Below are 14,543 nucleotides of genomic sequence, written 5' to 3' on the forward strand. Positions count from 1 at the left end.
CTGAGTATGGACGAGATTTTTTGAACTGGGATAGTCACTAAAATTCACCGCTTTGTGATATTGTTGCCGGCATTATTTCTATCTCGGATGATGTCTGTGAGTCTGACAAATAAAAACGTCCTGCTGGGCATTGGCGGCGGTATTGCGGCCTATAAAAGTGCTGATTTAGTACGTCGCTTGAAGGAGCGTGGTTTTGATGTGCGCGTGGTGATGAGCCAAAGTGCGATGGAGTTTATTACGCCTCTGACGCTGCAAGCGTTGTCTGGACATCCAGTGGCATCTAGCTTGCTCGACCCCGCAGCAGAAGCAGCCATGGGCCATATAGAACTTGCTCGTTGGGCAGATCTCGTCATCATCGCCCCTGCAACCGCAAACCTATTGGCGCGGATTAATGCAGGCATGGCCGATGAGCTAATCACCACCACGTGTCTTGCCACTGAGGCGCCAATTGCCCTGTGTCCAGCAATGAATCAGCAGATGTACCGTAATCTGGCTACACAAGCGAATTTAACTAGCCTCGCATCACGTGGTTTTACACTTTGGGGCCCCGCCAGTGGCAGTCAGGCCTGTGGTGAAGTCGGCCCTGGTCGTATGTTAGAGCCATTAGACATAGCGGAACTGGCTACACAATTTTTTGCCACGCCTGACGCCGTTGAATTTAAGCCACTCGCAGGACAGTCGGTGCTGATCACCGCCGGACCAACCCGTGAAGCAATTGATCCCGTCAGATACATTTCAAATCACAGTTCTGGAAAAATGGGCTTTGCACTCGCCAAAGCCGCGGCAGATATGGGCGCAACAGTCACCTTAGTCTCAGGCCCAGTAAATCTAAGCACCCCAGAAGGCGTGACACGCATTGATGTTGAATCGGCGCAAAATATGCTCGATGCTGTTATGGATAACGTTGATAAAAAAGATATTTTTATTGGCTGCGCCGCCGTTGCAGACTACCGCATTAGCGATATTGCTACCTGTAAGATCAAAAAATCGACCGAAGAAATGCAACTTGCGCTGGTGAGGAATCCTGATATCTTAGCCACGGTTGCGAGCTTACCTAACCGTCCTTTTGTGGTGGGATTTGCCGCCGAAACCCATGATGTAGAAGCCTATGCGCGCGATAAGCTCAAACGTAAAAACTTGAACATGATCGCCGCAAACGACGTTTCCATTGCTGGCCTAGGCTTTAATGCCGATGCTAATGCCCTGCGTGTTTTCTGGCCGCACGGCAGTCAAGATTTGCCTGCTACTGACAAACTCACGTTGGCACGGCAATTACTTTCGTTGATAGTGAAAGAAAAAACAAATACATGAAAACACCGATTGAATTAAAAATTCTCGACTCCCGTATCGGCTCAGAATTTCCCTTGCCCGCTTACGCCACCGCAGGCAGTGCAGGCATGGATCTTCGCGCCATGATAGACACGGCTTTAACCATAGCACCGGGTGAAACTGTGCTCATTCCCACGGGGATTGCTATTCATGTGGCCGACCCAGGACTTGCAGCGGTGATTTTACCGCGCTCAGGCCTGGGCCATAAACACGGTATCGTACTGGGGAATCTAGTCGGACTCATAGATTCAGATTACCAAGGCCCCTTAATGGTATCTTGTTGGAATCGTGGTGACAGTCCATTCACCTTAGAAATGGGCGATCGTCTCGCGCAACTGGTGTTTGTTCCTGTGGTACAAGCACAATTCAAACTCGTTGATGAGTTCGACAGCTCAGACCGTGGTAAAGGCGGATTTGGCCATTCAGGCACTAAATAATCCCCTAAGTCGTTATTGAGCCAAGGATACTGCAATGGCTGTAAGCCCAAAAATTAATCGTCGTGAACACATTCTGCAATGTCTAGCGCAGATGCTAGAAACCAACCCAGGACAAAGGATCACCACAGCGAAACTGGCCTCAGAAGTCGGTGTATCGGAAGCCGCACTGTATCGCCACTTCCCGAGTAAAGCGCGGATGTTCGAAGGCCTAATCGAATTTATCGAAGAGTCGTTATTGTCGCGCATCAATTTAATCATGGATGACGAAAAAGACACCATGAAGCGCTGCCAGTTGGTACTGCAACTGCTGCTGATCTTTGCCGAGCGTAACCCAGGAATTTCCCGCGTTCTCAACGGTGATGCTCTACTCGGTGAAAATGAACGCCTGCGAAGCCGTATTGGTAACTTATTTGCCAAAATTGAAACCCAGTTAAAGCAAATTTTACGGGAAAAAACCCTGCGAGAAGGTAAAGGCTTCAACTTAGACGAAGCCATATTAGCCAATTTACTGTTAGCCTTTGCCGAAGGCCGCATCGCCCAATTTGTACGAAGTGAATTCAAACTCAAACCGACGACACACTTCGATGAACAGTGGCGTTTTATCCAGCATCAACTTTTACAAAGCTAATGATTTTTCAACATAAAGGACGGTAACTATCGTCCTTTATGTTCGGTATTCCTTCCTTGTTTCGCCCCATCTTTTGTTTTATCCTCGAAAAACATTTTAAGAACAAAAAACACAATGATTTTACAAGGATGTCAGATGAAACTCTTCCGATTAGCCGCATTGGCGACACTTTGCTTACCAATACTTCCAATATCCACCTTTGCAGCCAATAGCTCCAACGCGAATGCGTTATCGCAAGCACAGTTATTCAGCAAAGGTGATGAGTACTCGGATGTAAAAATATCACCTACTGGTAAATATTTAAGCGCTATCACAAGTGTCGAAGGTAAAAACGTTCTCTTAGTCTTAGATACCCAAACCAAAAAACTCCTCAATGCGATACGTTTTCCCGATAATGCTCAAGTCGGCGACTATGAATGGGCCAACAGTGAGCGACTGGTACTGGCAAAAGAATACCTAAAAGGCTGGCAAGACACACCTATCTACTACGGTGAATTGATGGCGGTAAATGCCGATGGTTCACGAAAAGCGTATTTATTCGGCTTCGAGAGTGGCGAGCAACAAACAGGTTCAAATATCAAGAAAAATACCCCTATGCGGGCGAGCGCGTTTATCCTCGATCCTCTGCCAGATGATGAACGCTACATGTTAGTTAATGCTATTCCATGGAATGATAGGATCAATCTTGACTTTGAACTATCACAAGATGTCTATCGCGTAGACTTGTTCAATGGCACACGTAAACGCATCACAGGCTCACCTATCGGCCGAGCCCGTTTTATGACAGACCATCAAGGTGAAGTCCGCTTCGTTGCCGGTGAGGACAATAAAAACATTACTAAAGTGTTCTACCGCAAAGACGGTAACTGGGTAAATACCGATAAACTAAATCTAGGTCTTGCTGATTTTAAACCACTCTCCTTTGCCGATGATAAAAATACGATTTATGCCGCCGGTCGCTCCCAAGGTGAAACCTTAGGGGTTTACAAAATTAATCTCGAAACGGGCGATAAAACTGAAATCATTCAGGATGAAAACGTTGACCCTAGCAACTTTTGGATTAACGGCACCAATAAACAACTTTACGCCGTCGAGTTTGAAAATGGTTACCCAAGTTATGCCTTTGTCGATAATGAGGATTCGCACGCTAAATTGCTAAAAGATCTGCTGGGTGCTCTCCCCGGCCATCAAGTACGAATTGTTAGCGAAACCCGAGATGCAGAAAAACTCGTTGTACTTGCGTTTAACGATCGAAACCCTGGCGATTACTACATATTTGATACGAAAACACTAAAACTTGAATATCTAGCCGCCGCTAAAAAATGGCTCGACCCAGAGCAAATGGCTGATGTTAAACCCATCAGTTTCACCAGCCGTGATGGTAAACAACTCCATGGGTATCTAACGCTCCCCTTTGGTAAAGAAGCTAAAAACCTACCCTTAGTCGTCAATCCACACGGTGGTCCACACGGTATCCGTGACTGGTGGGGCTTTGACCCACAAAACCAATATCTAGCAAGCCAAGGCATAGCCGTTCTACAGGTCAACTTCCGTGGTTCAGGCGGATATGGCGATCAATTTGAACGCGCTGGCTATCAAAAATGGGGCTCAGATATTCAGCATGACATTATCGACGCAACCCAGTACGTTATTGACCAAGGTTTTGCCGATAAGGAACGCATCTGTATTGTTGGCGGCAGTTTTGGTGGGTACAGCGCCTTGCAGAGCGCTGTGCTTGCGCCAGATATGTTTAAATGCGCCATAGGTGTAGCTGGCGTATATGATCTTGAATTGATGTTTAATGAAGGCGATGTCGCCAACAGCCGTTCTGGTACTAGCTATCTCAAGGATGTGCTTGGCCAAGATAAAGCGGTACTTAAAGCAATGTCTCCTTCTGAAAACGTCGATAAACTCAAAGCAAACATACTATTGGTGCATGGTGGTGAAGATGAGCGAGCGCCAATTGAACAACTCGAATCCCTCGAAAAAGGCCTAAAAGCTCACAATTATCCTTACCAAAAACTGGTGATGGACAATGAAGGCCACGGTTTTTATAACGATGAGCATAGAGCGAAATACTATGAACAAATGCTCAGTTTCCTAAAAACCAATCTGAAACTTTAGAATTGACTCAAACTTGCCGACACTACTAGGCTAAACTCGATTGGCAGTGGCAGATTTAAAGCCGATATCCGATAAGGACTATCGGCTTTTTCATGTGGCCTATACGCGTTTTTCGGTATGAATTGTCTGCAATTCGCGCTATCCTCCTCCCCCTATTCTTGCCCTAGCGAGAATAACAATAATTTGTATCTGATGCTGAACAGCCCAAGTACCACTCGATGCTCAGCATAGGTTTTCTGTTATAGCCGCTACGACGTAGTGGAGGATAAGATGGCATTAAGTGAAGCAGCAGTAAAAGTACAAGCCGCGTTATTAGAACGTGGGCTTGAAACCCCAATGCTCCCAAGCGTTTACAGCAGTGAAGAACGTAAAGACAAGATTGAACATCATATGAAAGAAATCCTGACATTAATGTCATTGGATCTGTCAGATGACAGCCTTGCCGATACGCCGCGCCGCATTGCTAAAATGTACGTCGATGAAATCTTCTCCGGCTTAGATTATGCGAACTTCCCTAAGATCACGGTTATCGACAATAAGATGGGCTTCGATGAAATGGTGCGAGTGCAAGACATTAGCCTCACCAGCACCTGCGAACACCATTTAGTGACGATCGATGGTACTGCGACCATAGCTTATCTACCACGTAAAAAAATCATTGGTTTATCAAAGATTAACCGTATAGTACGTTTCTTCGCCCAACGTCCACAAGTGCAAGAGCGTTTGACTCAGCAAGTGTTAGTCGCGCTGCAAACCTTGCTCGAAACCAAAGACGTTGCCGTTAAAATGGATGCCGTGCATTACTGCGTAAAATCCCGAGGCGTGATGGACTCCACCAGTTCGACCACTACCACAGCGCTGGGCGGTATTTTCAAATCTAACCCTGCGACCCGCGCCGAATTTTTGCACCAGTCTAAATAAATGTATTGAAACTTAACGCTATTTAAAACGTGTCGAAATCAATAGCAACCAATACAGCTCAATAAAAAACGCTGCGATTCCTTCTATAAAGAATCGCAGCGTTTTTTGTTTTTATACCCACTCAATCAAACCCTTCTCAACCTAGCTAAGATCAATGCTGGCTGATTAACTGATTTCACCAAGCCAGAGATAGCCACTTGATCAATACCAGCCGTCAAACACTAGACTTAAATGCCATATTGCTCGCGATACTGGCTCACGGCGGCAAGTTGCACTTCCATCCCTGGTTTTTCAGACAAATAACTGATTAGGTCGGCAAGTTTAATGATTGCCACTATGCCACAGCCAAAATCGCGCTCAACCTCTTGGATGGCCGATAACTCGCCCTTGCCTTTCTCTTGCCTGTCTAAAGCAATCAACACGCCCGCTAATTGTGCTTTATGGGCTTCGATGATTTCCATCGATTCACGAATCGCAGTACCCGCAGTGATCACGTCATCGACGAGCATCACGCGGCCTTTCAGCTCGCTACCGACTAAGCTGCCACCTTCACCGTGATCTTTTTTCTCTTTGCGATTAAAGCAGTAAGGAATGTCAATATCGTGATGCTCACACAGGGCAACGGCCGTAGTCGTAGCAATCGGAATACCTTTGTAAGCAGGGCCAAACAGCAAGTCGTAATCAATGCCAGAGTCCACTAACGCAGCGGCATAAAAACGACCTAAACGCGCTAAGTCACGGCCAGTATTGAACAAACCCGCATTGAAGAAATAAGGACTGATACGGCCCGATTTAAGGGTAAATTCGCCAAATCGCAACACCTGACGTTCTAGGGCAAATTCAATAAACTCACGTTGATAAGCTTTCACAATATCTCCTTACGACTTTGTATTTTATTGGTTTTGTATTATGGGGAATTTTTATTCGGTACAGGGCTTGCACTACACTAGCATCTTGCTGCAGATAAAAAACTGCAGTTAATAAAAAGCCCCGCACTCTATAACATGACGGGGCTTTTTCATCACCACAATATTAGTTCAGTGCGGCTTTCTGCACATCGACGATTTCACGAATACTGTTCTTCGCCAATGCCAACAGTTCAAGTAATTCTTCGTGGCTGAATGGCTCGCCTTCGGCGGTGCCTTGAATTTCGATGATCTTGCCCGTTTCCGTCATCACCACGTTCATGTCAGTTTCAGCGGCGCTGTCTTCGATATATTCTAGATCGCTTATCGCTTCACCCTTGTAAATACCTACGCTGACAGCAGCTATAAGGAATTTCAGCGGGTTAGATTTAATGATGCCTTTACCACGCGCCCAGTTCAACGCATCCACTAAGGCCACACAGGCGCCAGTGATAGAGGCTGTGCGCGTGCCGCCGTCAGCTTGGATCACATCACAGTCGATCACGATAGTGTTTTCGCCTAGGGCTTTCATATCCACACAGGCGCGTAGAGCACGACCGATAAGACGTTGAATTTCTTGCGTACGGCCAGATTGCTTACCGCGAGCGGCTTCACGATCCATACGGCTATGGGTCGAACGTGGCAACATGCCGTATTCCGCAGTCACCCAGCCTTGACCCTGACCTTTAAGGAAACGTGGCACACCTTCAGTAAAACTGGCGGTACAAAGCACTTTGGTTTCGCCAAATTCCACTAACACAGAACCTTCGGCATGGGCCGTAAACTGGCGAGTGATAGTGATGGGACGAGTTTGTGCTGGCGTTCTGTTACTTGGACGCATGCGAGATTCCTGTATTCTGAGTCATTGACCGATTTTGGCTGCATATTATAAGGGCTTGAGCCTTAGGATGCCATGCTTAGGGTGATTCTCTGGCAAACTCATCACACAAACACCTAATCCCGGTCGCTATTGGCGGTATGCCTTTAATCCTAAAGCCATTGACTCTATAATCGCCTCTCATTATGACGATTACACCATTAGGACAACCCATGATCCAAAGCATGACAGCCTACGCTCGCATCGAGCACAAAGCACAATGGGGCACAGCCTCCTGGGAAATTCGCTCTGTCAATCAACGTTATCTCGAAACTTACCTACGTTTACCCGAGCAATTCCGCAGCTTCGAACCCGTACTGCGCGACCGCCTTCGTAAACGTTTAAGCCGCGGCAAAGTGGAAGTCAATTTGCGCTACGAGCTGGCAGACAACAGCAATAACGAGCTGCAGTTGAATCAAGCGCTAGCAAAACAGCTATTAGGCGCCGCCACTTGGCTCAAGCAAGAAGCGGGACAAGGCGATGTCAATCTGACCGACATCCTACGCTGGCCGGGCGTGCTAGCGAGCGGCGAACAAGATATGGATGCGATCGGCGCCGATCTGATGACAGCCTTCGACTCAGCCATAGATCAATTCATCGAAGCCCGTGGCCGTGAAGGCGAAGCCATCAAAGACATGCTGCTAAGCCGCTTAGACGGCGTAAGCGAGCAAATCGCCGTCGTACGCGAGCACATGCCAACGGTGATGCTGTATCAACGCGAAAAGCTCACCAACCGCCTTGCGGAAATCAAAGGTGAACTCGACCCAGCCCGCATCGAGCAAGAAATGGTGCTTCTGGCTCAGAAACAAGATGTCGCCGAAGAAATGGACAGACTCGAAGCCCATGTAGCCGAAGCTCGCCGTATCCTCAAAAAAGGCGGCAGCGAAGGTCGCCGTTTAGATTTTATGATGCAGGAATTCAACCGCGAATCGAACACACTCGCCTCTAAATCCATCAGCACTGAAATCACTTCAGCCGCAGTTGAACTTAAAGTCCTTATAGAGCAAATGCGCGAGCAGATCCAAAACGTTGAGTAATGATAGTTAACGCGTTTTAGATACCCAAAAGCCCTTAATGTAAGGGCTTTTTGTATTTTATGACACTGAGGGAATATCAGTTAAAGCACTCACTCTGATTCACTAATATCGAGTGCGAAGTACTGAGCTAGGCTCAGTGAACAATCGTTTACGGTAACAGGATTTTTTGCAGCTCTTGGTGCGAGCTCACTTGATAGTGCGGGGCGATACCGGCGGGTACATCGTGGCCGTGGACGTTATACCAACAAGTATGAATACCTGCATTGATGCCGCCTTGGATATCTGAATGCGGGTTATCGCCGACCATGAGCACAGTCTCGCGCTCAGGATGGTCCATGAGTTCGAAGGCATGTTCGAAGATACCCACATCAGGTTTGGCTATGCCGACTTTTTCTGAAATCACTAAAATATCAAAATGATGCTGTAATCCTGTACGCTCTAATCGCACGGTTTGTAGCTCAGTGAAACCGTTAGTGATGATGCCTAATTTAGCCTTACCTTGGAGCGCGGCTAATAACTCGCGGGCACCGGGTAGCGGCGAACAAATTTCGGCCATTGCCGATAAAAAAGCACTATTGAGGGTCATGGCCGTGACAGATAATTTGTCAGCCCAAGGCTCGAAACGTATGGTCTGCAACTCGGCGGCAGTTATCTTGCCATCTTGATAATCAACCCAAAGTGGTTTGTTAACTAACTGATACTCATCAAAATCGGCTTGGGTAAAATCGACCCCAAACTCACTAAACATCAATTGAAGCCCTTTTAAGGCATCGAAATAAAATAAGGTTTCATCGGCATCAAACAAAATCCATTGGTAAGGCAAGGACATAGGAACTCTCTTTCTGACAAAATAGCTAAGACCCATCCTTATGCCGTTCAGTGGCATCGAGAATGGTACATCGGCGATTGCGGCAACACTGTGGCTAACTACCTAGCAGTAATCAAGATAAGCGATAAACATGAGCGATGAGCGCGAAAATAACTAGGCTTCACAGTCGACACCCGCAATCAGCAAGTGCATTAGTCTACCTTGCATCAAGGGCGATGATAACCACGATAATAAAAACTGACTGTTGAGGTATCATCAACAATAATGGCAGGGGAACGCGATAATCTAAGGACACCATGGAGCACTTTTCGGCATTACCTATCTTTGTCACGGTCGTGGAATGCGGTAGCTTTTCGCTTGCAAGTCAAAAGCTTGGACTGAGTAAATCGGCTGTGAGTAAACGCATTACCCTATTAGAACAAAGTCTGGGTATTCAACTTTTGCACCGTACCACTCGCAGCTTAAGTCTTACCGAAGCGGGCGCCCGCTATTTTGACTATGTTCGCCCTGCCGTTAAACTCGCAGAGGAAGGGTTAGACGCCATTTCTGAGCTACAACAAGCGCCTCAGGGCAATCTTCGCATCGCAGTTCCTATGGTATTTGGCCGCTTGCATATCGCCCCTTTAATCCCCGAGTTTCTGCGCCGTTACCCGAAAATACAGCTGCAAATGCAGATGGATGATAAGACAACCGATTTAATTGCTGGCGGATTCGATCTGGCAATTCGTATAGGCGAGCTACCAGATTCAAGCCTTATTGCCCGTAAAATCGCCCCTTGTTTAAGTGTCATTTGCGCCTCACCCGAATATCTTGCTCGCCACGCTGCACCACAAACGCCGCAGCAATTAAGCCAACATAACTGTTTGTTCTACTCATATTTTCGTGATGGTGTTGAATGGACCTTCTTAAGCCCGCAGGGCCCCACTCGTATCCAGCCGAACGGTAACTATCAAGTCAACAATAGTGATGCTATCCACCAAGCCACACTCGATGGTTTAGGCATAGCCAACCTGCCCCGTTTCATGGTCGACGCCGACTTACAAGCAGGCCGCCTACAAGCCTTGCTCGCAGACCATCCCCTCCCCGAACATGGCATCTACGCGGTTTATCCACAGCGAAAACATTTGCCGACTAAGGTGAGTGTATTGATTGAATTTTTGATAGAGAAGCTGGCGAGTGGCAAGTTAGGGTAAATTTTCACTTGTCAGTAATGAGGAAGGACAACTCCCTTTCACCCCCTATGAAAAATAAACAATAGACCAGAGACCAGAGACCATCAGACTGACTCTCTCGAGCGGCTGAAAGCGGATCATTTGAACAATCCGATTTATGTTTTTAATCAAGACTACACTTGCATTTTTAGCCACTATTTATACGCTACAACGTATATAAACAAATTATACGCTGTAACGTCTTAAACATTGACTATACGCTATAGCGTGTTAAGTTATGTTTATACTTTAAAGCGTATTGGGAAATAATGGGAATTTAAGATGAAGATCACCACAACCAAACAGCTTAGCGCTTATATACAAGATGTTCGCCAATCACAGGGACTCTCCCAGGCTAAAATTGGTGAGAAAATTGGCTTACGCCAAGGCACTATTTCCAACTTCGAACAGAATCCCGACAGCACTAAACTTGATACATTTTTCAAACTCTTATCAGCCCTCGAACTCGAAATAGAACTCAAACCTCGCAACGCGAGTGACAGTGATACAGGCCCATCTAACAATAAACAATGGGCTCAGGAGTGGTAATGGCAGCACTTGACGTTTATATGAATGGCTTTCTAGTCGGTACTTTCTCTAAAGAAGAGACAGGAGCCCATCGATTTCAATACAATAGCGACTGGCTGACTATTCCAGGAAATCGCCCCATATCGTTGTCTATGCCTCTACGCCAACGCCACTATCAGGGCAATGAAGTTTATAACTTCTTTGATAACTTACTGCCTGACTCACCGGAAATTCGCCAGCGTATCCTCGCACGCTATCAAGCTAGTTCAACCCAACCATTCGATTTACTGACGAAAGTCGGCCAAGATAGTGTCGGAGCCTTGCAACTGGTACCACAAGGTATTGAACCCGAAGACATTAAAAAAATTGAATGTGAACCACTTGATGACGCAGCCCTAGTACGGGTCTTAGCAGGTTACCAATCCAAGATCCCATTAGGCATGCTCGAAGAATATGACGATTTTCGGATCTCAGTTGCTGGAGCACAGGAAAAAACCGCCCTGCTGAAATATGATGGTCTGTGGTGTTTACCCCATGGTTCAACGCCAACCAGTCACATAATCAAACTCCCTATCGGCCAGATAGTCACCCATTCCCACACCTTAGATCTATCGGACAGTGTCGAAAACGAGTACCTGTGCATGTCTATTGCTCGAGAATATGGTTTACCAGTTCCCGATTGCGAAATCCTTAAGGTTGGGAATATCAAGGCGCTCGCTGTCGAACGCTTCGATCGCCGCTACGCAGCGGACAATAGTTGGCTGATGCGCCTACCACAGGAAGATTTTTGCCAAACCCTCAATATCCCCTCAGCGAGGAAATACGAGAACCAAGACGGACCAGGCATTAGCGAGATAATGTACGTATTGATGGGATCGCTTGCCCCAGAAAGAGATCGGCGCATCTTCATGAAAGCACAAGTGTTATTTTGGTTACTGGCGGCGACAGACGGCCACGCTAAAAACTTTTCGCTATTTATCAGGCCCGAAGGAAAATACGAGCTTACCCCACTCTACGACATCATCTCCGTTTATCCAGTGCTGGGTGGTACAGGACTTAACATCCGCGATGCGAAACTGGCCATGGGACTGACAGCCACTAAAGGGAAAAAATACCAGATTGAACAAATCTTTCCCCGCCATTTTCTCGCTACGGCAAATCGAGTCGGCTTTAGTCAACAAGCCATGAACGAGCTTCTTGAGGAGTTTGTTGAAAAAACGCCTATGGTTATCCAACGGATACAAGCGCAACTGCCAGATGATTTCCCCCCACATATCCAGCACAGCATCCTGAACGGGTTAGATCATAGGGTAAGGCGACTGCTATAACAGCGCTCAAAAGTGATGCCATCCACCAAGCCACACTCGATGGTGTAGGCATAGCCAACCTGCCCCGTTTCATGATCGACGCCGACTTACAAGCAGGCCGCCTACAAGCTTTGCTCACAGATCATCCCCTCCCCGAACATGGCATTTATGCGGTTTATCCACAGCGAAAACATTTGCCGACTAAGGTGAGTGTATTGATAGCGTTTTTGATGGAGTTGTTAGTAAAGAGATTGGGCAATGATTAGATAGGGTTAACGATAAAAACAGCTTAAAAAAAGGGTTATAACGAATACAACCACAAAGCTAAAAAAAACTAACTTAAAACGGACTTAAGCCAAATAAAACAGCATATTAAATAGCCTGCCCAACTATAATAATAGTCAGTCTAGCTGACTATTTAAGGCAGAAATATGAGCGCTTATCATCAAACATTTGGCTATGAATTTGATCTTGGTTTCGACCTGAGCCAATACCCATTTCTTATCGACAAAAGCTATCAAAATGACATGTGTCCAAGCTTTTATTTCAAACGAAAAAGCGACTACTTTATTCTTTGGGTAGACTATGCCGACCCCATCTGCCGCGAAGAAGATTATCCCCGCTACAGCATCATCTCAGCCGAGAATGACGGCGACAACCTACACCCAGAAATCCGTACCGCTTCTCAACCAACACTACAACTTGAATTTGAACAACCCAGTGACCTAATTCACTACCTTGAGCAGATAAAACAGCAACTGAGCACCAAAGTCGTTTCAATACAATAACCATGATGTTAAACAGTGCAATGTAAGTCACTGGTGCCCATTGCTTTCCAACAAAGCTAGATCGATTCACTTATGAATTCAGCCATAACTCCCATTCCCACAAATATAGCCAAATTCTATAACGTCAATTGATGCTCGCACTAACTACAAGTTCCTAAAGATGTGTATGACTTGTTAATGTGACTCATATCTAGTGGGCTAGCCATCAAAAAGCTTAAGGATGTACTTTAACATGTAACGTCAAACCCTAACTTAACATTCAGATATATATGAACTAATCCTAAAATCCCATTAGTAATTATAGTCCTAAATAGAATAACTTTATGCCAACAACATGCACTATTTACATGGGATGCAGAGTTAATATCAAGTGCCTACAACTTCCTGATGAGGTATTATACTTAGCTATTTAATCTGTACTTTCAACAACCGAAGGTTAATCGTTGTCTCCATCATCATCCAAACCAATCATTTTTTCTTTTTTCTCTGGCAGCGGCTTCCTCGATCTTGGATTTGAGCAAACGGGATTTGATGTACGCTTTGTCAACGAGTTTCATCCTCCATTTATGGAGGCATATAAATACTCAAGAAAAATGATGCACCTCCCTGAACCTAAATATGGGTATTTCCCTGGTAGTATTGAAGACTACGTAGTAGGCGATGGTGCAAAGCTATTAATTGATTTAGTTGAAGATGCGAAAAAAAAATCGCTGGTTGGATTTATTGGTGGTCCGCCCTGCCCAGATTTCTCCGTCGCAGGAAAGAATAAGGGTTCCGAAGGGGATAATGGTAAATTAAGTCGAGTCTACATAGACGCTATTATTCAAAATAAACCAGACTTTTTCTTATTTGAAAACGTAAAAGGGCTATGGAGAACCGTAAAACATCGGGCTTTTTATGACCAAATGAAAACGAAATTAGAGAAATCTGGTTACATTTTAACAGATCGCCTAACAAACGCTATTGAGTATGGCGTACCGCAAGATAGAGACCGTATTCTACTATTTGGCATTCATAAGTCACACACAGGAAAAATAAATAGTGCAATGTTAGAAAAAAATTTTGCATGGAATACACATATCATATTTGATAAAGATATTGTGCTGAATAAGAAATTTTGGCCTACACAAGATACTTATAGTACAGATTCAAAGAAAAAATGTCCTGCCATTATCAAACCTTATGAAGAACTAACCGTCGAGTATTGGTTTAAGAAGAATGACGTCTGTTCTCACCCAAATGCTCATCATCATTTTGTACCAAGACAAGCCTTGTTAAAATTTCAAACTATTTTAGAAGGTGATGACAGCAAAAAATCGTTCAAACGTTTACACCGTTGGAGATATTCACCTACTGCCGCATATGGTAACAATGAAGTCCACCTTCATCCATATAAAGACAGAAGATTAAGTGCCGCAGAAGCTTTGGCAATTCAATCATTACCAAAAGAATTTAGCTTACCCGCAACAATGACCTTATCTAATATGTTTAAAACTATTGGTAACGGGGTCCCGTATCTTGCTGCAGAAGGCTTGGCAAGAACTATTTACAGCTTTCTAAAATCTCTAAAGTGAAATGTTCATCTACCCTATAAACATCATTATTTGATGTTACAAGCCTTC

The 14,543-nt window shown here is 45.4% G+C and carries 14 protein-coding genes and 1 pseudogene; 12 read left to right on the forward strand and 3 right to left on the reverse strand.

The window, feature by feature from the left end; all coding sequences use genetic code 11:
• Nucleotides 1-87 precede the first annotated feature (87 nt).
• From coaBC to folE, 5 genes are all read left to right on the forward strand, one after another.
• The gene (gene coaBC / locus HUB64_RS16305) at nt 88-1,311 is read left to right on the forward strand and encodes a bifunctional phosphopantothenoylcysteine decarboxylase/phosphopantothenate--cysteine ligase CoaBC (RefSeq protein ID WP_173497931.1); all 1,224 of its coding nucleotides are present in this window, start codon (nt 88-90) and stop codon (nt 1,309-1,311) included.
• Nucleotides 1,308-1,766 (forward strand): dUTP diphosphatase, encoded by a 459-nt coding sequence (dut, locus tag HUB64_RS16310; RefSeq protein WP_173497395.1) that lies wholly within the window; start codon nt 1,308-1,310, stop codon nt 1,764-1,766. The genes coaBC and dut overlap by 4 nt, the downstream gene beginning before the upstream one ends.
• A 34-nt stretch (nt 1,767-1,800) precedes the next feature.
• The gene (slmA, locus tag HUB64_RS16315) at nt 1,801-2,394 is read left to right on the forward strand and encodes a nucleoid occlusion factor SlmA (protein WP_113941097.1); all 594 of its coding nucleotides are present in this window, start codon (nt 1,801-1,803) and stop codon (nt 2,392-2,394) included.
• Between the two features lie 135 nt (nt 2,395-2,529).
• Entirely contained in the window at nt 2,530-4,518 is a 1,989-nt protein-coding gene (locus HUB64_RS16320; protein WP_173497396.1) for a S9 family peptidase, read from the forward strand.
• A 270-nt stretch (nt 4,519-4,788) separates the two neighbouring features.
• Entirely contained in the window at nt 4,789-5,439 is a 651-nt protein-coding gene (gene folE / locus HUB64_RS16325) for a GTP cyclohydrolase I FolE (protein ID WP_006079864.1), read from the forward strand.
• Between the two features lie 227 nt (nt 5,440-5,666).
• Here folE and pyrE read toward each other — a convergent pair whose 3' ends face one another.
• Nucleotides 5,667-6,308, reverse strand: a complete 642-nt coding sequence (pyrE, locus tag HUB64_RS16330; protein WP_006079863.1) for an orotate phosphoribosyltransferase — start codon at nt 6,306-6,308, stop codon at nt 5,667-5,669.
• A gap of 163 nt (nt 6,309-6,471) precedes the next feature.
• Nucleotides 6,472-7,185, reverse strand: coding sequence for a ribonuclease PH (gene rph / locus HUB64_RS16335; RefSeq protein WP_006079862.1), 714 nt, complete (start codon nt 7,183-7,185; stop codon nt 6,472-6,474).
• A 209-nt stretch (nt 7,186-7,394) separates the two neighbouring features.
• Here rph and HUB64_RS16340 point away from each other — a divergent pair, with 209 nt between their 5' ends.
• Nucleotides 7,395-8,258, forward strand: a complete 864-nt coding sequence (locus tag HUB64_RS16340; RefSeq protein ID WP_006086670.1) for a YicC/YloC family endoribonuclease — start codon at nt 7,395-7,397, stop codon at nt 8,256-8,258.
• A gap of 148 nt (nt 8,259-8,406) precedes the next feature.
• Here the strand turns inward: HUB64_RS16340 and yjjG are convergent, their stop codons facing one another.
• Complete coding sequence (gene yjjG / locus HUB64_RS16345; RefSeq protein ID WP_254451432.1) at nt 8,407-9,087, reverse strand: pyrimidine 5'-nucleotidase; 681 nt, start codon at nt 9,085-9,087, stop codon at nt 8,407-8,409.
• Between the two features lie 296 nt (nt 9,088-9,383).
• Here yjjG and HUB64_RS16350 point away from each other — a divergent pair, with 296 nt between their 5' ends.
• The 6 genes and pseudogenes from HUB64_RS16350 (at nt 9,384) to HUB64_RS16375 (ending at nt 14,495) form a co-directional block, all read left to right on the forward strand.
• Nucleotides 9,384-10,280 (forward strand): LysR family transcriptional regulator, encoded by an 897-nt coding sequence (locus HUB64_RS16350; RefSeq protein WP_173497398.1) that lies wholly within the window; start codon nt 9,384-9,386, stop codon nt 10,278-10,280.
• A gap of 300 nt (nt 10,281-10,580) precedes the next feature.
• A complete protein-coding gene (locus tag HUB64_RS16355) occupies nt 10,581-10,847 on the forward strand; it encodes a helix-turn-helix domain-containing protein (protein WP_168826547.1) in 267 nt (88 codons plus the stop codon).
• Nucleotides 10,847-12,154 (forward strand): type II toxin-antitoxin system HipA family toxin, encoded by a 1,308-nt coding sequence (locus HUB64_RS16360; protein ID WP_173497399.1) that lies wholly within the window; start codon nt 10,847-10,849, stop codon nt 12,152-12,154. Before HUB64_RS16355 ends, HUB64_RS16360 begins: the two co-directional genes overlap by 1 nt.
• 11 nt (nt 12,155-12,165) lie before the next feature.
• Nucleotides 12,166-12,399: pseudogene (locus HUB64_RS16365) on the forward strand (LysR substrate-binding domain-containing protein); the annotation flags it as partial.
• A gap of 165 nt (nt 12,400-12,564) precedes the next feature.
• A complete protein-coding gene (locus HUB64_RS16370; protein WP_173497400.1) occupies nt 12,565-12,921 on the forward strand; it encodes a hypothetical protein in 357 nt (118 codons plus the stop codon).
• 443 nt (nt 12,922-13,364) lie between these two features.
• Nucleotides 13,365-14,495, forward strand: coding sequence for a DNA cytosine methyltransferase (locus HUB64_RS16375; RefSeq protein ID WP_173497401.1), 1,131 nt, complete (start codon nt 13,365-13,367; stop codon nt 14,493-14,495).
• Nucleotides 14,496-14,543: the final 48 nt, after the last annotated feature.

The sequence above is a fragment of the Shewanella sp. ISTPL2 genome, assembly GCF_013283205.1.
GTDB classification, from domain to species: Bacteria; Pseudomonadota; Gammaproteobacteria; order Enterobacterales; family Shewanellaceae; genus Shewanella; species Shewanella oncorhynchi.